An 18,208-nucleotide genomic window follows, 5' to 3' on the forward strand; every position below is an offset into this window, starting at 1 on the left:
CGGGGTTGAGTCAGTGGTCGGTCATTGCAGACGGGTGCTCGAGCCCGTGCGGGCCCGGAACCCCCCGCTGATCTGCACGAGCGCCGGCAGCGGCCGGCCGAGCAGCTCGTCGAGGGCACGCACGGCGCCATCGACGATGTCCGCGGCGTCCTTCGGCGAGACACCTCGCCGGCAGGTGACCGCGACCTTGAGCACCGGCGTGCGGCGCACCCGGTAGGCCGAGACGTGCGAGGCGATGAATTCGGGTCGGGACCCGATCGCGTCCTCGAGGGCGTTCGCGGCGAGCGCCGCGTCGATCTCGGTGCGGCCGTGCTCGCTCGTGCCCTCGGAGAGCACGGTGCGGGTGTGACCGCGCCCCTGCCGCACGATGAAGACGATGAGCAGGATGACGGCGAGCACGAGCACGACGAGCACGGCCGGCATGATCCAGCTCACCCCGGTGTCGCCGAGCGGGGTGGCCTGCAGCCAGGAGGCGACCTGGGCGTTCACGTCGCCCGCGATCGCCTTCCAGGCGTCGCGCACCACGGGGATCAGCACGGCGGCCGCTGCTGCCGCGCCGACGACCACGAGGAACAGGCCGACGATGAGGATGAGGAGGCGGTTGGCCGCCCGGTTGGTGCTGTTCATGCGCCGATCCTCCCGCTCTCCGCGAGGCGCACACGCGCCGAGACCGCCGGGCTGAGGCCGTAGCCGGCGAGGCGGCGAGCCGTCTCGGCGGTGACCTCGTCGCGGTCGACGGGGATGCCCGAGGTGGGGGTCAGGTGCACCACGGCACGCCGGTGCGAGACCGAGACCGAGGCGTTGTCGGGGTCGACGTTGCCGGCGACCGAGGCGTGCCGGGCGAGCGCCGAGGCGATCACCTCGTTGTCGACCACCACGGCCGTGCGCTCGGAGGCGAGCACATGGCGCGCACGCCGGCCGGGCGACAGGGCGGCGATCACGAGCACGAGCCCGATCACGGCCGCCACGATGCCCGCCGCCGCCACGATCGCCGCGGGGGCGGCGGCGAGGCCGACGGTGGAGGTGAACATGTCGACCGGAGCCACGAGCAGCGCAGGGGCGCCGATCAGGGCGATCACGATCTCGGTGCCCACCCAGGCGAGCGTCACGATGAGCAGCACGGCCAGCACGATCGCGAGGAGCGAGCGCGGCGAGTGGGTCTCCCGGCGCAGGATCCGTCGGTAGACGGGGCCGAAGGAGGGTCCGGATGCGCGCGCCGGAGCCGTGGGGGCGGTGGTGCGCGCATCCGGGGCTTGGGGGGCCGGCTTGGCGAGGGTGGTGCTCATCGGACTCTGTCCTCTTCTCGGATGTCGGCGGCGGTGAGCCGCACGACCACGCGGGAGACGGCCGAACCGGTGAGGGCCCGGACGCGGTCGCGGATGGTCTCCTGGGCGGCGGCGGCGCGGTCGACGACGGAGCCGCCGGTGCGCGCCACCACGTCGGAGCCGGCCTGCACACGGTTCAGCGACACGACCCGGATGGGTGTCGAGACGGTGAGCACGAGCAGTCCCTTCTCGTCGGCGATGTCGACCCCCACGCGGGAGGCCTTGACGTCGAGGGCGTCGGCCGTGACGGCCGCCACCACCCGGTTGAGGGCTTTCGCGGCGATCCGGTTGCGGCCCCTCGGCTCCGTCGCGGCAGCGTCGGCCGCGGCAGTGCTGGTCGGGGCTGCGCTCATGACGACGAGCGCTTCCCGCGGAAGGCGTCGACGAGGCCGGCGACGCTGAGCTTGCCCTCGACGATGCGGCCGACGAGGGCGCCGATCGCCATGGCGACGGCCACGAAGAAGAAGGCCCAGAAGCCGATCACGACCCAGGTCAGGGCGAGGACCGCCCCGACCAGGATTCCGGTGCGGGTGGCGGAGGCGGTCACTGGACTCGCGCCTCGGGGGTCTCGTCGACGTCGTCGGAGGGCAGGTGCACGTCGTTGACGGTCACGTTGACCTCGGTGACCTGGAGGCCGACGATGGTCTCGACGGCCTGGATGACGCCGGAGCGCACGCCGTCGGCGACGTCCTGCAGCGAGAGCGGGTACTCGGCCACGATCGTGACGTCGACGGCGACCTGGGTCTCGCCGACCTCGACGCTGATGCCCTGGGTCTGGTCGACTCCGCCGACGGCCTCGCGGATGGCGCCGAACGCGCGGGCCGCTCCGCCACCGAGGGCGTACACGCCGCGGGCCTCGCGGGCGGCGATACCGGCGACCTTCGCCACGACGCCGTCGTTGATGACGGTCTTGCCGAGGGCGGTCTGCAGGTTGGTGGGTGAGCTCGTGGTGCTCGTGACGGTGGCGGTGGTCGGCGTGGGCGTCGAGGTGGCCATGGTGTGCTCCTTCGGTTCGGGTGCTGTTGCGTTGTCACCGGTGAGACGCACCCTGCTCGGGATTCGTCACGCCTTCGTCATGAAAATATCCGGATTCATCTAGAACGGCTAGTCATTAGTTCATCTAGACACCTGGCGACCGGGACCGAATGTGCACGGTGCGGCGTTCAGGGCCACACTGGATGCATGATCGGAATCGCAATCGTCGCCCTCGTCATCGGACTCGTCCTCCTCTTCATCGGCCTCTTCGTCGAAGCGGCCAAGTTCCTGCTCTGGATCGGACTCGTCATCGTCATCCTCGCGATCATCGCGGCGATCCTCCGCTACATCCGCCGCAAGGCGTGACGGGGATGGGGAGTTCTCCCCATCCCCGCGAGGTGCCGTCAGGGAGGGAACCCGCTACATTCAGGAGTTCCACACCGAACTCTCCCTGGGGGAAAACATCATGACGAACAAGGACACTCTCACCACCGCGCCCGCCGGCACCGACTTCCCGGGCAAGACGCTCGGCATCGTCGGCCTCGTCGTCGCGATCATCGCGAACCTGATCGGCCTCATCATCAGCGCCATCGCCCTGTCGCAGTCGAAGAAGGCCGGCTACAAGAACACCCCGGCTCTCGCCGGCGTGATCGTGGGCGCGATCCTGACCGTGCTCGGCATCATCTTCGGCATCGTCGGCGTCGTCGGCGCCATGTCGATGGCTACGTACACCACGTACTGAGCCTCGACCACGAAAGGCCCCGTCCCTCCTCGAGGGGCGGGGCCTTTCGCCGTTCCGGGCGGGAGGCTACTGCCCGCGGCCCGTGAGCTTCTGGAGCCGGTCGATGTGCTCCGAGGCCTCCGCCTTCGTGAGGTCGGCCGGCAGCTCCTCGCCCGCCTCTCGGAGGAGGGTGTCGAGGTAGCTCTTCTGCGGGCCGGTCATGGGCTCGTCGCCCGTGACCCAGTCCTCCGGATCCTTGCTCGCCGACTGCGCCGGATCGGGCCCGGCACCGCCGAGCATCTCGGTCTCGCCCGAGCCTGCGCCGGCATCGGCGGGGGACGCGATCTGCTCGTTGTCGGCGAAGGACTCGCGCGCATCCGGGCCATTGGGGTTGTCGTCGGGGGTGTCGGTGTGGGTGGTGTCGCTCATGGGCTGGAGCGTACGCCGCCCCCTCGACACCGCCAGGGGTTGCGGCGCGAGCGGCATCGTGATGCGAGCGGCGGACTGGCTAGGCTCGTCGCATGGACGAGGCCCGCCGCTACGCTCACTCCCGCCTCGCCTCCGGGGCCGCACCCCGGGTGGTGGTCTCCGAGCTCGTCTCCACCGGCTGGCCGGCGGCGGCCGCCTGGAACGTCGTCTCCTCGGTGACTCCCCCGCCGGCGCCCGCGCAACCGCCCCTCGACCAGCCCGCCGGCTGGCTCCCCGTGGGCAGCATCGTCGTGGGCGGCGCCTTCTTCGTGGTCACCGCGCTCATGGCCGTCGCGGTCTTCCGCTCGCCGGGAGGCCCCCGCGCACACCTGGCGAGGTTCACCGATGGCCAGCTGCCGATCGGTCTCTACCTGACGGTCACGGCCGCCCTGTGGGTCGTGGGCCTCGGGCTCCTGATCGCCCACCACGTGCGGTCACGGCGAGCGCGGCTCGCCACCGGGCGGAGGAGGCGGGTGTCGGTGGCGGTGGTGTTCGCGTGGATCCTCACCGTCGGCAACCCGATCCTCGTCGTGCTGCTCGGCACCGTCGGGTTCATCTTCTTCGTCGCCCTCGGCGTGATGTGCGGCGAGGCCGTGAGCGAGAACTGCGGGATGGGCTAGCAGCCCACCCCGCCTCGTCCTCGCGGCGCTACTCGTCGGTGTCGCGGAGGTCGTCGGGCGCCTTGTCACCCACCGGCTGGGACTCGTCGGAGCCCGGCATGCTCGGCGCGTAGCGGTCCCAGTCGGGCTGAGCCTCTCCGGGAGCGCCGCCGGTGGGCCCGTCGTTGCCGTCTCCGACGCCGGAGAACACGGTCTCCCCGGCCACGGCGTCGTTCGTCACGGTCTCTCCGGCCAGGTCGGGGTCGTCGAGTCGGTCGTCGTTCTCTCGTGCAGTCATGCCTCCACACCTACTCCACCCTCGCGGCGCCCACCAGCCCGGTCGGCCCCGGACGGCCCCGGACGGCCCCGGACGGCACGATGTATGGCGCCGTGGGCGAATCGAGGCATCCTGGGAGGGATGCCTCTCCACCCCCACAGCACGCCCGCGTCTGCCGATGCCGGGCGGCGCACCCATTTCGCCGGGTTCTACGGCGCCGTGCCCGACGACGACCGCCCCCTCGGACTCGTCATGGGCAACTGCCAGGCCGAGTCGCTGCGGCTCGCGCTTCCGGATTCGGTGGCCTGGGTGCGCACTCCGCCCGTGCACGAGCTCACGGCCGACGACGTGCCCCACCTCGACCGCCTCCTCGACTCCGTGTCGATTCTCATCAGCCAGCCCGTGCGCGACGACTACCACGGCCTGCCGATCGGCACGCGACAGCTGTTCGCGCGCGCGGGCGCGAGCACCGGCACCGCCACCGGCACGGGCATTGGCGGAGCCACGCGCCTCACCGCGGTGGTGCCGGTCATCCGCTCGGCCGCCCTGTACCCGGCTCATGCCCTCGTGCGCCCTCCCCGCGACCCGTCGCTCTCGCCTCCCGTGGTGCCATACCACGACCTGCGCACGCTCGCCGAGGCGGCGGGCAACCCGCTGCCGCCGCTCACCGTCCGCGGCACTCACGCGATCGGAGCGCTCTCGCAGCGCGAGCTGCGGTCGCGTGAGCAGCGGCACGGCGCGGTCCCCGTCTCGGATCTCTTCGAGCACCCGTCGTTCGACCTCCTGCGCACGATCAACCACCCCGGGAACCCGGTCTGGACCGAGCTCGCCGCCCGTGTGGCCGCGCACCTCGGTCTCGACGGCGATCCGGTCGAGCTCGACCGCCCGCTGCTGAACGGCATCCACGCTCCGCGGAGCGCCGTGGTGATCGACGCGTGGGAGCTCACGGCGCCCGCGACGGCGGACTGGACCGTCGATGGGGAGCAGGTGCCGGATGACGACGTGCGCCGGGCGCACCTCGCCTGGTACGGCGAGCATCCCGACGTCGTGGCCGCGGGTGTCGCCCGTCATGCCGAGGCGCTGTCGCTGCTGGCGGACGCGTGACGACCGCCGCGGACCGTCACGCCCGCGACCTCCCGCTCCCACCGCCGCCGCGACCCGCGCCCGGCTGGACCCCGCCCACGCTCCTCCTCACCGGTCAACCGGAGCACGGCGTGAGCACCTACGCGCGCCATCTCGCCGAGAGCGTGCACGCGCTGCACCCCTCGACCGAGCTCTCGGGGGTCGACCCCGCCGCCTCACCCACCTCCCTCCCGGGCGCCGGCGGCTGGGTGCACCTGCACTTCACCGACCGCCTCTGGGGTGCCGACGCCGCGTCGGCCGCGGCTGCCATCGAGGCCATCGCCGCCGAGCGCCCCTTCACGGCCACGCTGCACGACGTGCCGCAGCCCTCCGACCGCCTGCACTTCGACCGGCGGGCCGCGGCGTACCGCCGGGTCGTCGAGGCCGCCTCGGGCGTGGTCTGCAACAGCCGGCACGAGGCCGACCTGCTGCGGGAGTTCACCTCGGGCGAGGTGTCGCCGACGGTCATCCCGCTGCCGGTCGCGGCGGCGCATCCGTTCGCCCGGCCGGCGGAGCTGGAGCAGGAGGTGGCACTGCTCGGCTTCTACTACCCGGGCAAGGGGCACGACCGCGTGCTGGAGGCCGTCGGCCGGCTCGCTGCCACGGGAGCATCGGATGCGCGTGCGGTGCCGCCGCGGGTGGTCGCACTCGGGCGGGCGTCGGGCGGTCATGAGCCCGACCTCGAGCGGATGCGCGCGCGGGCCGCCCGGCGCGGCCTCCGCTTCGAGGCCACCGGCTACCTCAGCGACCCCGAACTGCTGCGCCGGTCGAGGAGGGTGGCCGTGCCCGTGATCGCGCACGACCACGTGTCGGCCTCGGGCTCGCTCGCCTCGTGGATCAGCGCCGGTCGCCGACCCCTCGTGGTGCGGAGCCGCTACATGGAGGAGATGGCAGCCCTTCGGCCCGGCACCCTCACGCTGGTGGGCCCCGAGGATCTGGCCGAGGCCATCGCCCGCGCGCTCGCCGACCCGGCCTCGACCTGGCTGTCGGGCGACGAGTCGCTGCACCCCACGGGCCGCGACGCGGTCGACCTCTACTGCGCGTTCTGGGCCGAGGCGATGGCGCGATGAAGAGCTCCGAGCCCACGGCCCCGCCGTTCGGGCGCACGGTGCCCGGCAACGACTGGAGCGTGCTCGACGGGCAGGTGCCCGCCTCGCCCCCGATGGTCTCGGTCATCGTGGTGCACTTCGAGCAGCACGACGACCTCGCCCGCACCCTCGCGGCGCTCGCCGCCCAGACGCATCCGGCCGATCGCCTCGAGGTGGTGGTCGTCGACGACGGATCGGCGACCCCTCCGTCGGTGCCGCCCGGCGTGACGCTCCTCGTGCAGGAGGACCGCGGCTTCCGTGCGGCGGCCGCGCGGAACGCCGGTGTCGCGGCCTCGTCGGGCTCGGTGCTGTGCTTCCTCGACGCCGACACCGCCCCCGAGCCCGGTTACGTCGAGGCCATCACCCGCCTGCCGGCTCTGGCGCCGGAGGCCGTCACGGTGGGCCGCCGCCGCCACGCCGACCTCGCCCCGTTCGTCGGGGGCGGCAGCAGCAGTGGCAGTGGCACCGACAGCAGCGGCGGCGGCGGCAGTGGCATCCCGATCGCGCAGGCCGCGGCCGGCCGGGAGCTTCCCGAGCCGAGGTGGCTCCGCGAGGCGTACGCCGACAGCCGCGATCTGCTCGACGCCGACGAGCGCTCCTACCGCCACCTCATCGGTGCCGTGCTGTGCTGCTCGCGCTGGTTCTTCGACGAGCTCGGCGGCTTCGACGAGGCGTTCGTCGAGTACGGCGGCGAGGACTGGGACTGGGCGCACCGCGCCTGGGTGGCCGGAGCGATCCTCGCGCACGTGCCGGAGGCCGTGGCCTGGCACAACGGCGCGGATGCGGCGCTCCGCGAGTCCGACCCCGTGCGGGCGAGCGAGAAGAAGAACGCCGAGACCCTGGCGCTGCTGCCGCGCATCACGGTGCCGGGTGCGACCGGCCGTGGTGTCGCATCCGCTCGGCCGGATGTCGTGGTGCTGCTTCCCGAGGGCGATCCCGCGGCGGTCTACCGCACGGCCGACACGCTGCTGCGCGCCCTGCCGACCGCTCTGCTGGTGGCGGCCGACGAGGCGTCGGCCCGCCTCCTCGGGCACGACTCCCGCATCACGGGCGACCGATCCGGTGCCGTCGGCCTCGCGCGCACCCTCATCGCCGTGCCGTCGGTGTTCGGCGTGGCCGAGGCCGACTCCGAGCCCTTCGGCCGGCTGCTCACCGAAGCCTCGGCCCGGGTGGGGCGCGGCACCCTCGGCACGGTGGAGCTCGTCTCCCCCCGGGCGCCCTTCGCCCTCGCCCTCACGTCGACCCGCCGCCTCGCCCGCCTCCGCCGCTGGGGCGACGACACGGGCTGGCGCACCGAGCGCCTCCCGGCCCCGTTCGTCGCGCTCGCACCGCAGTCCGACCTCGCCGCCTACCTGGGCGGATGGGGCGACCCGGCCTGAACCGCCCGCAGGCCTCTCCTGAGCTGCTCCACGCCGACCACGAGCCGCCCCACGCCCAGCACGAACCGCCCCTCGCCCACCACCGAGCCCTCCGGCGCAGAGGCGTCGCTCAGCCCGGTGCGATCTCCCCCGAGCCCCGCACGATCAGCCGGGTCGGCACGATGAAGTCACGGGCGGGCTCGTCGAACCCGTCGAGCCGTTCGAAGACCAGGCGGGCCGCGATCGCCCCGATCGACGCCGGGTCCTGGGCGATGACGGTGACGGCCGGTTCGAGCAGGGCCGCCATGGGCACGTCGTCGAAGCCCACGAGAGCCACCCGCGCCGAGGCACCCGCCGCCCGCAGCGCCATGATCGCGCCGATGGTGATGAGGTTCTGCGCGCCGAAGATCGCCGTGGGCGGGTCGTCGAGCGCGAGCAGCGACGCCACCGCCTCGGCGGCGAGCGTCTCGTCGCCGAGCCCGTCGACGATGAGACGGGGATCCGGCGCGATGCCGCCGTGCCGGAGGGTGTCGAGGTAGCCGCGCTTGCGCTCGCGGGCGGTGAAGATGTCGGTGCTGTCACCGAGGTAGGCGATCCGGCGATGACCCACCCGGAGGAGGTGCTCGACCGCCCGCGCCGCCCCCTCGGCGTTGTCGGTGAGCACGGTGTCGGCCACGATGCCGCTCGGGCGCCGGTCGACGAAGACGAGGGGGATGCCCTGCTCCACCTGGGCGCCGAGGTAGGCCTGGCTGGACTGGATGGTCGTGAGAATCAGGCCGTCGACCCGGCGCCGGAGGAACGCCTCGACCGAGGAGACCTCCCGTTCGGGGTCGTCATCGAGGCTCGAGGCGAACACGGCCACGTGGCGGGCGAGTGCCGCGTCCTCCACGGCGCGGTGCACGGCCGCGGAGAAGGGGTTGGCCACGCTGCCGACGAGAAGGCCGAGCGTGCCCGTGCGCCGGTCGGATCGCCTGAGGTTCCCCGCGTGCACGTCGGGCTGGTACTGCAGCTGCTCGGCCGCCCGGCGCACCTTCGCCACCGTCTCCTCCGAGACGTACGGCTCGTTGTTGATGACCCTCGACACCGTCTTGATCCCGACGCCCGCGAGATCCGCGACGTTCTTCATGGTCGGGCGGCGACGGGGGGCTCGCCCCTTCGTCGATTCTGATAACGATGTCATAACCACTCTTCATTTCGAGCCAATTGCTTGACTCTAGCGACTCGAGGCGTCTATACCTAGACCTGACATCGTTGTCGGAGACGGTTGTCTCCCAATCGCAGAAGAGGACTTCAATGAAGAATCGCATGTCGACCGCAGCCCGGGTGGGCGGCTTCGCCTCCATCGCACTGGTCGCCTCCGTGGGGCTCGCAGCGTGCTCGAGTGGCAGCGGCGCCGGCGGCAGCACCGACTCCGCCTCGGGTGACGACATCGGCGTGACGCTGATCGTCAAGACCACGACCAACCCCTTCTTCGTCGCCATGGAGGACGGCGCGAAGGCCGCCGCCGAGAAGGCGGGCGTGAACCTCACCCTCGCCGCCGGCAAGGAGGACGGGGACGAGGACACCCAGATTCAGGCCATCGAGAACGCCATCTCCAAGGGCGACCAGGGCATCCTGATCACCCCCAACGGCCCGTCCGTCGTCGATGCCCTCCAGAAGGCCCGGGAGGCAGGCCTCTACGTCATCGCCCTCGACACCGCGCCGGATCCCGCGGACGCCGTGGACATCACCTTCGCCACCGACAACTTCACCGCCGGTGAGTCGATCGGCACCTGGACGGCCGCTCAGCTGAACGGCGAGAAGGCCACGATCGCCATGCTCGACCTCTTCGACGACAAGGTCGTCTCGGTCGACTACAACCGCGACCAGGGCTTCCTGACCGGGATGGGCATCGACACGGCAGACGCCGAGAAGAACGGCGACGAGGCGGCCACGGGCAGCTACAGCGGCGGCGACTACGAGATCGTCGGCAACGAGGCCACCAACGGCGCCGAGGACGGCGGCCGCACCGCCATGGAGACGCTGCTGTCGAAGAACTCCGACATCAACGTCGTCTACACGATCAACGAGCCGGCCGCCTACGGCGCCTACCAGGCCCTCCAGGCCGCCGGCAAGGAGAAGGACGTGCTGCTGGTGTCGATCGACGGCGGCTGCGCCGGTGTCGAGAACGTGGCCGAGGGCATCATCGGCGCCACGGCCCAGCAGTACCCCGTCAAGATGGCGGAGCTCGGGGTCGAGGCCATCGCGAAGCTCGCGACCGACGGCACCGCTCCGGAGACCACCGACGGCCTCGACTTCTTCGACACCGGCTCAGCCCTCGTGACCGAGACCCCCGTCGACGGCCTCGACAGCATCACGGCGGCCGACGCGGCCGACATCTGCTGGGGCGAGTGACCCCGTGACCGGGGCCGCTCGAGGGCGGCCCCGGTCATCCCCCTCCCCTTCTTCTCCACCAGAAAGGCTCCCGTGAGCTCTCCCACCCCGGCGTCGAATCCGCCCACCTCCTCGCTCGATCTCGCGTCCGAGTTCCTCGACCGCCGCTCGCCGCTCGACCGCATCCGCGGCGTGCTGCACCGCTACCCCGCCGTCAGCCCGGCTGTCGTGCTCGTCGTCGCGGTGATCGTGTTCGGCATCCTGAACGACCGCTTCCTCGCCCCGGCGAACCTCTCCCTGATCACCCAGCAGGTGGCCGTGGTCGGCACGCTCGCCGTCGCCCAGACGCTCATCATCCTCACCGCGGGCATCGACCTGTCGGTGGGAGCGGTGATGGTGCTCTCGTCGATGCTGATGGCCCAGACCGCCTCCCAGAACGGCGTCCCGGCCCCGCTCGCCCTGCTCCTCGGCCTCCTCGTCGGCATCGCCGCGGGCCTGTTCAACGGCATGCTCGTCACCCGGCTCCGGCTGCCACCGTTCATCGTGACCCTCGGCACCTCAACATCTTCGTGGCGCTCACGCTGCTCTACTCCGCCGGCGCCACGGTGCGGGGCGGCGACATGCCTGCCCTCCTCACCTGGACGGGCCAGACCTTCGACATCCTCGGCGTGCGCTTCAGCTTCGGCGTCGTCATCATGCTGCTGCTCTACGTGATCGTCGCGTTCGTGCTCGGCAAGACGGCCTGGGGCCGTCACGTCTACGCCGTGGGCGACGACAAGGAGTCCGCACGCCTCGCGGGCATCAGCGTCAACCGCGTGCTGCTGAGCGTCTACCTCGCGGCCGGCGCGATCCTCGCCATCGGTGCCTGGATCCAGATCGGCCGCACCAACGCCGCCAGCCCCAATGCGGGAGCCGACCTCAACCTCGACTCCATCACGGCCGTCGTCATCGGCGGCACGAGCCTCTTCGGCGGGCGCGGCACCGTCTGGGGAACCCTGCTCGGCGCCCTCATCGTGGGCGTGTTCCGCAACGGGCTCTCGCTCGCCGGCCTCGACGTGCTCTACCAGACGCTCGCCGTCGGCGTGCTCATCATCGTGGCCGTGGCCGTCGACCAGTGGATCCGGAAGGTGCGCAAGTGACCATCATCGACAAGACCGAGCCCGCCACCCGCACCCCGGTGCTGCAGGCGCGCCGGCTCGTGAAGACCTTCGGCCGGGTCGTCGGCCTCGACGGCGTGAGCCTCGAGCTCTACCCCGGCGAGGTCCTCGCCATCATCGGCGACAACGGCGCCGGCAAGTCCACGCTCATCAAGTGCCTGACCGGCGCCGAGATCCCCGACGAGGGCGAGCTCTTCCTCGACGGCAGGAAGGTGTCGTTCAAGCGGCCCCAGGATGCGCGGGGCGCGGGCATCGAGACCGTGTACCAGAACCTCGCGGTCTCCCCCGCGCTGGATGTCGCCTCGAACCTCTACCTCGGGCGAGAGAAGCGCCGGCCCGGCATCCTGGGCTCGGTGTTCCGGATGCTCGACACGAAGGGCATGCGCCAGGAGGCGAAGCAGGAGCTGACGACGCTCGGCATCTCGACGCTGCAGGATGTCACGGTGCCGGTCGAGAACCTCTCGGGCGGCCAGCGCCAGGCCGTCGCCGTGGCCCGCGCCGCGGCGTTCGGCTCGAAGGTCGTCGTGCTCGACGAGCCCACCGCCGCCCTCGGCGTGCGCGAGTCGAACCAGGTGCTCGAGCTCATCCGCAACCTGCGTGATCGAGGGGTGCCCGTCATCCTGATCAGCCACAACATGCCGCACGTGTTCGACGTGGCCGACCGCATCCACATCCAGCGGCTCGGCAAGCGCGCGGCCACGATCACGCCGCAGTCGCACTCGATGACCGATGCGGTGGCGATCATGACCGGGGCGGCCACCGCATGAGCTCGCCGAAGGCCCTCGTGGCCGAGTTCACGGCGCTGCCGGGCGAGGAGGAGACGGTGGCCGAGCTGCTCGCGGGCCTCGCGGAGCTCGTCCGGGCGGAGCCCGGCTGCCTCGAGTTCGCCCCGCACCGGCTGGCCGAGGAGCCCTCGCGCTTCTTCGTCTACGAGGTGTACCGGGACGGCGACGCGTTCGCCGCGCACCTCGCAGCCCCCTACGGCCTGGAGTTCAACACGCGGCTCGTTCCGCTGATCGTCGAAGACGGCTCGCAGCTCACGATGCTGCGGTCTCTCCGAGGCTGAACCGATCGTCGCCTCCGCCCTCCCCGCGGCGGAGGCGACGCCCTGCCCGAAAGGCGTTCCGTGTCGAACACCCCCACCTCCGTGGTCGCGATCGGCGAGTCGCTCATCGACGTCGTCGTCCCGGCGTCGGGTGCACCGGTCACGGAGCATCCGGGCGGGTCGCCCATGAACATCGCGCTCGGGCTGGGCCGCCTCGGCCGGCCCGTCACCCTCGTCACCCGCCTCGGATCGGATGCGCGGGGGGCCGCGATCGCCGACCACGTGCGCTCCGCGGGAGTGCGGCTCGCGACGGGCTCCCTCCACGACGGACCGACCTCCACCGCCACCGCCCACCTGAGGGCGGGCGGTTCGGCGGAGTACCTCTTCGACCTCGACTGGTCGCTCCCGAGCGGCTTCACCGCCGCCGATCCCGCACTGCGTGCCGTCGGCATCGTGCACGCCGGCTCGATCGCGGCCTTCCTCGAGCCCGGAGGCGCGGCCGTGGCGACGCTGCTCGCCGAGCTGAGGGCGACCGAGCATCCGCCCCTGATCACCCTTGATCCGAACGTGCGGCCCTCGGTCGTGCCCGACCGCGCGGCCGCGGTCGCGCGCTTCGTCGAGCTCGCGTCGTCGGCCGCGGTGGTGAAGCTCAGCGACGAAGACGCCGCCTGGCTCTACCCCGGCTCCGACGTCGACGCCGCGGCCGACCGGATCCTGGAGCTCGGCCCCGGGCTCGTCACGGTCACCCTCGGCGCCGCCGGGGCGCTCCTCGCGACCCGCTCCGTGCGATGCACAGCCCCCGGCGCCGCCGTGACGGTGGCCGACACGATCGGCGCCGGGGACTCCTTCATGAGCGCCCTGATCGACCAGCTCGCCGCCCTGCTCGACGCGGGGATGCCGGTTGCGGCTCTCCGCGACGGAAGCGGTCTCGACGAGGCGGCGCTCGCGACGATCGGCGCCTTCGCGGTGCGGTGCGCCGCGATCACCGTCTCGCGCCCCGGAGCGGATCCGCCTCGACGAGCCGAGGTCGGCTAGCGCCTACTCCTTGTCGATGGCGTCGACCGCCTCGCGCATCCGCTCGAGGAACTCCACGATGGCGAGTCCTCCTGCCGCGTCGATGCCGGAGGTCGCCGCGATCATCCGCTCATGCATCTGGTCGAGGGTCTTCCGCACCTCGGCGTCGGCGTGGTCGGTGGGCTCGATCATGGTGCGGCGGCGGTCGAAGGGGCTGGGCACGCGGCGCAGGTGCCCGCCGGCCTCGAGCCGGTCGAGCAGCGCGGTGATCGACGAGGTCTTCACGCCGAGGTAGTTGGCGAGGTCGGTGGGGGTGATGTCGCGGCCGCGCTGGCGGCCCCGGATGAGGAACCGCAGGGCGAGCAGGTCGTTTTCCCCCATGCTCATGGAGTCCTGCGTGCGGCGGCGCATGGCGGACTCGGCGGCGCGGTACAGACGCATCGATTCGAGGATGCGCACACCGCGTTCGTGCTCGGTCTGGTCGAACCAGTACCGATCTCTCTCCACAGGTTCTGCACTCATGTGGATAAGTCTAGACCGACTGATGATTAGACGCTCTAAAGAAAAACCCAGACTTTGTCAATGGGGTACGAAAAGCATTTCTTTTGTCTAGATTGACTAATGACTCGTTCGTCTAGCGAAGGATACGACCTCATGAACCAGGACTCAGCCCGCATCCCGACCATTACCCCGCTCGTGCACCCCGACGTGCTCGACTACGTGAAGCACCGGTTCGGCTATTCGGACCACGACCTCATTCTCGACAGCCTCGAGCCGCTCGGCTCCGAAGCCGCCTGAGACCCACAGCCCAGCCCCGACAGCCAGCCCCCAAATAGAAGGAGCACCACCATGGCCCAGATCATCGAGACCATCGACGTCGACGTCCCCGTCCGCACCGCCTACAACCAGTGGACGCAGTTCGAGTCGTTCCCGCACTTCCTCGACGAGGTCGAGTCGATCACCCAGACCGATGACACCCACTCGCACTGGAAGGTCAACGTGGGCGGCGCCGAGCGCGAGTTCGACACCGTCATCACGGAGCAGCACCCTGACGAGCGCGTGGCCTGGACGAGCACGGGCGGCGACACCGAGCACGCCGGCGTCGTGACTTTCCACAAGCTCTCCGACACCGAGAGCCGCGTCACCGTGCAGATCGACTGGGAGCCCGAGGGACTGCTGGAGAAGGTCGGCTCCCTCGTGGGCGCCGGCACGCACGCCGTCAAGAAGGACCTCCAGAACTTCAAGGAGTTCATCGAGAAGCAGGGCTCCGAGACGGGCGCCTGGCGCGGCGACGTCGAGGCCTGATCCCCGTCGGCGCTCTCGCCTCTGATGGCACCCATCCGCTCGGCGGCCGGGTCCGAACCAGAGGCGAGAGCGCCGCGACCGCGGTGCAGGAAGGTCCACCGATGACTGAGATCACCGCCCACCATGGAATCCTCAAGGACACCCAGCTGCACGTCGACGACACCGGGGGCCCCGGCCGCCCGATCGTCCTGATCCACGGCTGGCCGCTCTCCGGCGAGAGCTGGTCGCATCAGGTACCTGCCTTCGAAGCGGCCGGGTACCGCGTGATCACGTATGACCGTCGTGGCTTCGGCCGGAGTGACAAACCACTCACCGGATACGGCTACGACACCCTCGCCGACGACCTCGAGGCCGTGCTCGCTGGCCTCGACCTCACCGACGTCACGCTCGTCGGCTTCTCGATGGGCGGCGGCGAGGTCGCCCGCTACGTCACGAAGCACGGCACCGGCCGCCTGCGCAGTGTGGTGTTCGCATCTGCGGTGCCGCCCTATCTGCTCCAGATCCCCGGCAACCCCGACGGCCCCCTGCCTGTGAGCGAGGCGGCGAAGATGACCGCGGGCCTCACCGCGAACCGGGAGGCCTTCTTCGACCAGTTCACGACCGACTTCTTCTCGGTCGACGGCGAGCTCGTCGTGAGTGAAGAGGAGCGCCTGGCCGCTCTCGCCCTCACGGAACAGGCCTCGAAGGTCGCGGCGCTCGAGGCGATGGCCTCGTTCGCGAACACCGACTTCCGGGACGACCTGCCGAACGTCACCGTGCCCGCTCTCATCATCCACGGCGATGGTGACGGCACCGTGCCGTTCGAGGGCTCCGGCAAGCGCACGCACGAGGCCCTCGAAGGCTCCGAGCTCCACGTCATCGCGGGCGGCCCCCACGGCATCAACGCGAGCCACCCCGACGAGTTCAACCGCGTGCTGCTCGACTTCTTCGCGAAGTAGCAGGCCGCTGGGCCCCTTCTACGCCCCTCCGGCCGAGATGACCAGCCCCCTGCGGGCCGGCGGCGGGTGGAGTGCACTGGTGGCATGGCCATCTCAGCACTCCACCCGCTCCCCCGCCGCCTCCTCCCCCGCCGCCTCCTCGCCCGCCGCGTCGTCGCCCTCGGGGCCGGCACCCTCCTGGCGGCCGGCGCCGTCCTCGGCCTCTCCGGATGCGGCGACGCCGACGCGCAGACCCCCTACCCCGAGCGCACCGAGTCGGGCACGCCCGTGGCGCCGGACGACGACATCACGCCGTCGCCGTTCCAGTCGGCCGAGCCCACTCCCGCGGAGTCCGACTTCCCGTCGCCCGTGCCCACTACCGAGGACAACTCGGACACTCTCGACGGCTGACCCCCGCTACGCGCGCGAGTGCAGGAGCGTGAACGACCCGTCGCGCACGATGAGGGTCGTCACCGGCCCCTCCACCCGCTGACCGTCGTCGCTCGACGCGGAGAGCTCCCACTCGGAGCCGGGCGCCCCGGGCACCGCGAACTCCACGCCGTTCTCGGCCGCGTTCAGCAGCAGAGCGAACGAGTCGGCACCCGGATGCGTGAACACGAACGCGATCGACCGCGCATCCGGGTTGTCCCAGTCCTCGTCGGCGAAGCCCTCGCCGTCGGCGCGCAGCACCAGCACGCTGTCCTGCGCCCCCTCCACGCCAGGACCCTGCCGGAACCAGACCGGCCGGAGCGCCCGGTGGGCCGCCCGCAGCTCGAGCAGCGTCTTCGTGAACGACAGCAGCGACTCGTCCACCGCCGACCAGTCGAACCACGAGACCTCGTCGTCCTGGCAGTAGGCGTTGTTGTTGCCGCCCTGGGTGCGCCCGAGCTCGTCGCCGCCGAGCAGCATCGGCACTCCCGCCGAGAGCAGCAGCGTCGCGAGCAGGTTGCGGCGCCTGCGGTCGCGCCGCTCGTTCACGGCGGGGTCGTCGGTGGGGCCCTCGACGCCGCCGTTCGACGACCTGTTGTCGCTCTCGCCGTCGTTGTTGTCCTCGCCGTTGGCCTCGTTGTGCTTCTCGTCGTACGAGGTCAGGTCGTGCAGGGTGAAGCCGTCGTGGGCCGTGATGAAGTTCACGCTCGACAGCGGCGAGCGCCGCGAGGCCTCGTAGACGTCGGGCGAGCCCAGGATGCGCTGGGAGACCGTGCCGAGCACCGCATCCGTGCCGTTCCAGAAGTCGCGCACGTCGTCGCGGAACTTTCCGTTCCACTCTGACCAGTCGGCCGGGAACCCGCCCACCTGGTAGCCCGCGGTGTCCCAGGGCTCGGCGATCATCTTCACCGGTGCGAGCACCGGATCCTGCTGGATGAGGGTGAGGAACGCGCTGTGCAGCTCGGCGTCGCCGCCCTGCCGGGTGAGGGTGGTGGCGAGGTCGAAGCGGAAGCCGTCGACGTGCATCTCGGTCACCCAGTAGCGCAGCGAGTCCATGATGAGTCCGAGCGCCGCCGGGTGCCCCACGTTGAGGCTGTTGCCGGTGCCGGTGGTGTCGAAGTAGTGCGCCTCGTCACCCTCCACGAGCCGGTAGTAGGCGGCGTTGTCGATGCCCTTGAACGAGAAGGTCGGCCCCAGGTCGTTGCCCTCGGCGGTGTGGTTGTAGACCACGTCGAGGATGACCTCGAGCCCGGCGGCGTGAAGCGCCTTCACCATCTGCTTGAACTCGGCCACCTGGCCGCCCGCGCCGGAGGCCCGCGCAGCGTCGCTCGCGTACTCCTCGTGCGGGGCGAAGAAGCCGATCGAGTTGTAGCCCCAGTAGTTGCGGAGGCCCTTCTCCTCGAGGTGGCTGTCCTGCACGAACTGGTGCACGGGCAGCAGCTCCACGGCGGTCACGCCGAGGTCGGTGAAGTGCTGCAGGGCGGCGGGATGGGCGAGGCCCGCGTAGGTGCCGCGGATCTCCTCGGGCACCTCCGGGTGCAGCTTCGTGAAGCCCTTCACGTGGGTCTCGTACACGACGGTCTCGGCGAAGGGCGTGCGCGGTGCGCGGTCGCCCTCCCAGTCGAACGAGCGGTCGGTGATCACGCAGCACGGCGTCACCGGAGCCGAGTCGGTCTCGTCGAATGCGGCCGGGTGGTTCAGGTCGTGGCCGAAGGGCGCCTGGTTGTCGGTCGCCCAGTCGTAGCCGCCCACGATCGCGGTGGCGTGCGGGTCGAGCAGGAGCTTGTTGACGTTGTGCCGGAGCCCCGCCTCGGGGTTCCACTCGCCCTCGACCCGGATGCCGTAGTGCGTGCCCACGCGGGCTGCGTCGACGAAGCCGTGGAAGACGTGCCCGGTGCGGTCCTCGAGCCGCGTCCGCGTCTCCGTCTCGCCGTCGAAGGTCGACACGAAGACGGCATCCGCAGTCTCGGAGTACAGGGCGTAGTTGTAGCGGTCCCCGATCAGGGAGAAACCGAGCGGATAGGGCAGCGAGCGG

General features: G+C 71.3%; 24 protein-coding genes and 1 pseudogene. 15 read left to right on the forward strand and 10 right to left on the reverse strand.

The window, feature by feature from the left end; all coding sequences use genetic code 11:
* Positions 1 to 21: 21 nt before the first annotated feature.
* From Q0D57_RS06095 to Q0D57_RS06115, 5 genes are read right to left on the reverse strand one after another with little or no spacing between them, the layout of a single operon-like run.
* Positions 22 to 627: a hypothetical protein gene (locus tag Q0D57_RS06095; protein WP_291039894.1), complete on the reverse strand. Its 606-nt coding sequence runs from the start codon at positions 625 to 627 to the stop codon at positions 22 to 24.
* Positions 624 to 1,286: a DUF6286 domain-containing protein gene (locus Q0D57_RS06100; protein ID WP_291039896.1), complete on the reverse strand. Its 663-nt coding sequence runs from the start codon at positions 1,284 to 1,286 to the stop codon at positions 624 to 626. The genes Q0D57_RS06095 and Q0D57_RS06100 overlap by 4 nt, the downstream gene beginning before the upstream one ends.
* Positions 1,283 to 1,678, reverse strand: coding sequence for a hypothetical protein (locus Q0D57_RS06105; RefSeq protein ID WP_291039898.1), 396 nt, complete (start codon positions 1,676 to 1,678; stop codon positions 1,283 to 1,285). The genes Q0D57_RS06100 and Q0D57_RS06105 overlap by 4 nt, the downstream gene beginning before the upstream one ends.
* On the reverse strand, positions 1,675 to 1,872 hold the full coding sequence (locus Q0D57_RS06110; protein WP_291039900.1) for a DUF2273 domain-containing protein: 198 nt from the start codon (positions 1,870 to 1,872) through the stop codon (positions 1,675 to 1,677). The genes Q0D57_RS06105 and Q0D57_RS06110 overlap by 4 nt, the downstream gene beginning before the upstream one ends.
* Positions 1,869 to 2,321: an Asp23/Gls24 family envelope stress response protein gene (locus tag Q0D57_RS06115; protein WP_291039902.1), complete on the reverse strand. Its 453-nt coding sequence runs from the start codon at positions 2,319 to 2,321 to the stop codon at positions 1,869 to 1,871. Before Q0D57_RS06115 ends, Q0D57_RS06110 begins: the two co-directional genes overlap by 4 nt.
* A 186-nt stretch (positions 2,322 to 2,507) precedes the next feature.
* Here Q0D57_RS06115 and Q0D57_RS06120 point away from each other — a divergent pair, with 186 nt between their 5' ends.
* Entirely contained in the window at positions 2,508 to 2,666 is a 159-nt protein-coding gene (locus Q0D57_RS06120) for a hypothetical protein (protein WP_259529757.1), read from the forward strand.
* 100 nt (positions 2,667 to 2,766) lie between these two features.
* Complete coding sequence (locus Q0D57_RS06125; RefSeq protein WP_291039905.1) at positions 2,767 to 3,042, forward strand: hypothetical protein; 276 nt, start codon at positions 2,767 to 2,769, stop codon at positions 3,040 to 3,042.
* 66 nt (positions 3,043 to 3,108) lie between these two features.
* On the opposite strand, the gene Q0D57_RS06130 is transcribed toward Q0D57_RS06125, so the two are convergent.
* Positions 3,109 to 3,321, reverse strand: a complete 213-nt coding sequence (locus Q0D57_RS06130) for a DUF3072 domain-containing protein (RefSeq protein WP_291039981.1) — start codon at positions 3,319 to 3,321, stop codon at positions 3,109 to 3,111.
* A 221-nt stretch (positions 3,322 to 3,542) separates the two neighbouring features.
* On the opposite strand from Q0D57_RS06130, the gene Q0D57_RS06135 reads away from it, so the two are divergent.
* Positions 3,543 to 4,109 carry a hypothetical protein gene (locus tag Q0D57_RS06135; protein ID WP_291039906.1) on the forward strand — a complete coding sequence of 189 codons (567 nt, stop codon included), beginning with the start codon at positions 3,543 to 3,545 and terminating at the stop codon, positions 4,107 to 4,109.
* Between the two features lie 28 nt (positions 4,110 to 4,137).
* On the opposite strand, the gene Q0D57_RS06140 is transcribed toward Q0D57_RS06135, so the two are convergent.
* Entirely contained in the window at positions 4,138 to 4,386 is a 249-nt protein-coding gene (locus Q0D57_RS06140; protein WP_291039907.1) for a hypothetical protein, read from the reverse strand.
* Between the two features lie 120 nt (positions 4,387 to 4,506).
* Here Q0D57_RS06140 and Q0D57_RS06145 point away from each other — a divergent pair, with 120 nt between their 5' ends.
* The 3 genes from Q0D57_RS06145 to Q0D57_RS06155 are packed head-to-tail and all read left to right on the forward strand — an operon-like array spanning position 4,507 to position 7,954.
* Entirely contained in the window at positions 4,507 to 5,469 is a 963-nt protein-coding gene (locus Q0D57_RS06145; protein WP_291039908.1) for a WcbI family polysaccharide biosynthesis putative acetyltransferase, read from the forward strand.
* Positions 5,466 to 6,557, forward strand: a complete 1,092-nt coding sequence (locus Q0D57_RS06150) for a hypothetical protein (protein WP_291039909.1) — start codon at positions 5,466 to 5,468, stop codon at positions 6,555 to 6,557. The genes Q0D57_RS06145 and Q0D57_RS06150 overlap by 4 nt, the downstream gene beginning before the upstream one ends.
* Complete coding sequence (locus tag Q0D57_RS06155) at positions 6,554 to 7,954, forward strand: glycosyltransferase (RefSeq protein WP_291039911.1); 1,401 nt, start codon at positions 6,554 to 6,556, stop codon at positions 7,952 to 7,954. The genes Q0D57_RS06150 and Q0D57_RS06155 overlap by 4 nt, the downstream gene beginning before the upstream one ends.
* 109 nt (positions 7,955 to 8,063) lie before the next feature.
* Here the strand turns inward: Q0D57_RS06155 and Q0D57_RS06160 are convergent, their stop codons facing one another.
* On the reverse strand, positions 8,064 to 9,059 hold the full coding sequence (locus Q0D57_RS06160) for a LacI family DNA-binding transcriptional regulator (RefSeq protein ID WP_291039912.1): 996 nt from the start codon (positions 9,057 to 9,059) through the stop codon (positions 8,064 to 8,066).
* A 179-nt stretch (positions 9,060 to 9,238) separates the two neighbouring features.
* On the opposite strand from Q0D57_RS06160, the gene Q0D57_RS06165 reads away from it, so the two are divergent.
* The 5 genes and pseudogenes from Q0D57_RS06165 (at position 9,239) to Q0D57_RS06185 (ending at position 13,543) form a co-directional block, all read left to right on the forward strand.
* Entirely contained in the window at positions 9,239 to 10,327 is a 1,089-nt protein-coding gene (locus tag Q0D57_RS06165) for a substrate-binding domain-containing protein (RefSeq protein WP_291039914.1), read from the forward strand.
* Between the two features lie 72 nt (positions 10,328 to 10,399).
* A pseudogene (locus Q0D57_RS06170) lies at positions 10,400 to 11,445 on the forward strand (ABC transporter permease).
* Positions 11,442 to 12,230 (forward strand): ATP-binding cassette domain-containing protein, encoded by a 789-nt coding sequence (locus Q0D57_RS06175; protein WP_291039916.1) that lies wholly within the window; start codon positions 11,442 to 11,444, stop codon positions 12,228 to 12,230. Before Q0D57_RS06170 ends, Q0D57_RS06175 begins: the two are co-directional and overlap by 4 nt.
* Positions 12,227 to 12,529 (forward strand): putative quinol monooxygenase, encoded by a 303-nt coding sequence (locus tag Q0D57_RS06180; protein WP_291039918.1) that lies wholly within the window; start codon positions 12,227 to 12,229, stop codon positions 12,527 to 12,529. Before Q0D57_RS06175 ends, Q0D57_RS06180 begins: the two co-directional genes overlap by 4 nt.
* A 60-nt stretch (positions 12,530 to 12,589) precedes the next feature.
* The gene (locus Q0D57_RS06185; RefSeq protein WP_291039920.1) at positions 12,590 to 13,543 is read left to right on the forward strand and encodes a carbohydrate kinase; all 954 of its coding nucleotides are present in this window, start codon (positions 12,590 to 12,592) and stop codon (positions 13,541 to 13,543) included.
* 3 nt (positions 13,544 to 13,546) lie between these two features.
* Here Q0D57_RS06185 and Q0D57_RS06190 read toward each other — a convergent pair whose 3' ends face one another.
* Complete coding sequence (locus tag Q0D57_RS06190; RefSeq protein ID WP_291039923.1) at positions 13,547 to 14,044, reverse strand: MarR family transcriptional regulator; 498 nt, start codon at positions 14,042 to 14,044, stop codon at positions 13,547 to 13,549.
* 132 nt (positions 14,045 to 14,176) lie between these two features.
* On the opposite strand from Q0D57_RS06190, the gene Q0D57_RS06195 reads away from it, so the two are divergent.
* The 4 genes from Q0D57_RS06195 to Q0D57_RS06210 all read left to right on the forward strand — a co-directional run bounded on the left by Q0D57_RS06195 (position 14,177) and on the right by Q0D57_RS06210 (position 16,155).
* Entirely contained in the window at positions 14,177 to 14,320 is a 144-nt protein-coding gene (locus tag Q0D57_RS06195) for a hypothetical protein (protein WP_291039925.1), read from the forward strand.
* A 51-nt stretch (positions 14,321 to 14,371) separates the two neighbouring features.
* Complete coding sequence (locus Q0D57_RS06200) at positions 14,372 to 14,827, forward strand: SRPBCC family protein (RefSeq protein ID WP_291039927.1); 456 nt, start codon at positions 14,372 to 14,374, stop codon at positions 14,825 to 14,827.
* Between the two features lie 101 nt (positions 14,828 to 14,928).
* Positions 14,929 to 15,765, forward strand: coding sequence for an alpha/beta hydrolase (locus Q0D57_RS06205; protein WP_291039929.1), 837 nt, complete (start codon positions 14,929 to 14,931; stop codon positions 15,763 to 15,765).
* A gap of 84 nt (positions 15,766 to 15,849) precedes the next feature.
* The gene (locus Q0D57_RS06210; protein ID WP_291039931.1) at positions 15,850 to 16,155 is read left to right on the forward strand and encodes a hypothetical protein; all 306 of its coding nucleotides are present in this window, start codon (positions 15,850 to 15,852) and stop codon (positions 16,153 to 16,155) included.
* A gap of 6 nt (positions 16,156 to 16,161) precedes the next feature.
* Here Q0D57_RS06210 and glgX read toward each other — a convergent pair whose 3' ends face one another.
* A complete protein-coding gene (gene glgX, locus Q0D57_RS06215; protein WP_291039987.1) occupies positions 16,162 to 18,201 on the reverse strand; it encodes a glycogen debranching protein GlgX in 2,040 nt (679 codons plus the stop codon).
* Positions 18,202 to 18,208 lie beyond the last annotated feature (7 nt).

The sequence above is a fragment of the Herbiconiux sp. genome, from assembly GCF_023264895.1.
Classification (GTDB): Bacteria; Actinomycetota; Actinomycetes; order Actinomycetales; family Microbacteriaceae; genus Herbiconiux.

Bases quoted from the DNA above. Each gene is read 5' to 3' on its own strand.
- Q0D57_RS06165 (WP_291039914.1), top strand. From the start codon at position 9,239: ATGTCGACCGCAGCCCGGGTGGGCGGCTTCGCCTCCATCGCACTGGTC.
- Q0D57_RS06205 (WP_291039929.1), top strand. From the start codon at position 14,929: ATGACTGAGATCACCGCCCACCATGGAATCCTCAAGGACACCCAGCTG.
- Q0D57_RS06195 (WP_291039925.1), top strand. From the start codon at position 14,177: ATGAACCAGGACTCAGCCCGCATCCCGACCATTACCCCGCTCGTGCAC.
- Q0D57_RS06145 (WP_291039908.1), top strand. From the start codon at position 4,507: ATGCCTCTCCACCCCCACAGCACGCCCGCGTCTGCCGATGCCGGGCGG.
- Q0D57_RS06125 (WP_291039905.1), top strand. From the start codon at position 2,767: ATGACGAACAAGGACACTCTCACCACCGCGCCCGCCGGCACCGACTTC.
- Q0D57_RS06105 (WP_291039898.1), bottom strand. From the start codon at position 1,678: ATGAGCGCAGCCCCGACCAGCACTGCCGCGGCCGACGCTGCCGCGACG.
- Q0D57_RS06140 (WP_291039907.1), bottom strand. From the start codon at position 4,386: ATGACTGCACGAGAGAACGACGACCGACTCGACGACCCCGACCTGGCC.
- Q0D57_RS06200 (WP_291039927.1), top strand. From the start codon at position 14,372: ATGGCCCAGATCATCGAGACCATCGACGTCGACGTCCCCGTCCGCACC.
- Q0D57_RS06155 (WP_291039911.1), top strand. From the start codon at position 6,554: ATGAAGAGCTCCGAGCCCACGGCCCCGCCGTTCGGGCGCACGGTGCCC.
- Q0D57_RS06115 (WP_291039902.1), bottom strand. From the start codon at position 2,321: ATGGCCACCTCGACGCCCACGCCGACCACCGCCACCGTCACGAGCACC.
- Q0D57_RS06095 (WP_291039894.1), bottom strand. From the start codon at position 627: ATGAACAGCACCAACCGGGCGGCCAACCGCCTCCTCATCCTCATCGTC.
- Q0D57_RS06190 (WP_291039923.1), bottom strand. From the start codon at position 14,044: ATGAGTGCAGAACCTGTGGAGAGAGATCGGTACTGGTTCGACCAGACC.
- Q0D57_RS06120 (WP_259529757.1), top strand. From the start codon at position 2,508: ATGATCGGAATCGCAATCGTCGCCCTCGTCATCGGACTCGTCCTCCTC.
- Q0D57_RS06135 (WP_291039906.1), top strand. From the start codon at position 3,543: ATGGACGAGGCCCGCCGCTACGCTCACTCCCGCCTCGCCTCCGGGGCC.
- Q0D57_RS06100 (WP_291039896.1), bottom strand. From the start codon at position 1,286: ATGAGCACCACCCTCGCCAAGCCGGCCCCCCAAGCCCCGGATGCGCGC.
- Q0D57_RS06180 (WP_291039918.1), top strand. From the start codon at position 12,227: ATGAGCTCGCCGAAGGCCCTCGTGGCCGAGTTCACGGCGCTGCCGGGC.
- Q0D57_RS06130 (WP_291039981.1), bottom strand. From the start codon at position 3,321: ATGCTCGGCGGTGCCGGGCCCGATCCGGCGCAGTCGGCGAGCAAGGAT.
- Q0D57_RS06210 (WP_291039931.1), top strand. From the start codon at position 15,850: ATGGCCATCTCAGCACTCCACCCGCTCCCCCGCCGCCTCCTCCCCCGC.
- Q0D57_RS06160 (WP_291039912.1), bottom strand. From the start codon at position 9,059: ATGAAGAACGTCGCGGATCTCGCGGGCGTCGGGATCAAGACGGTGTCG.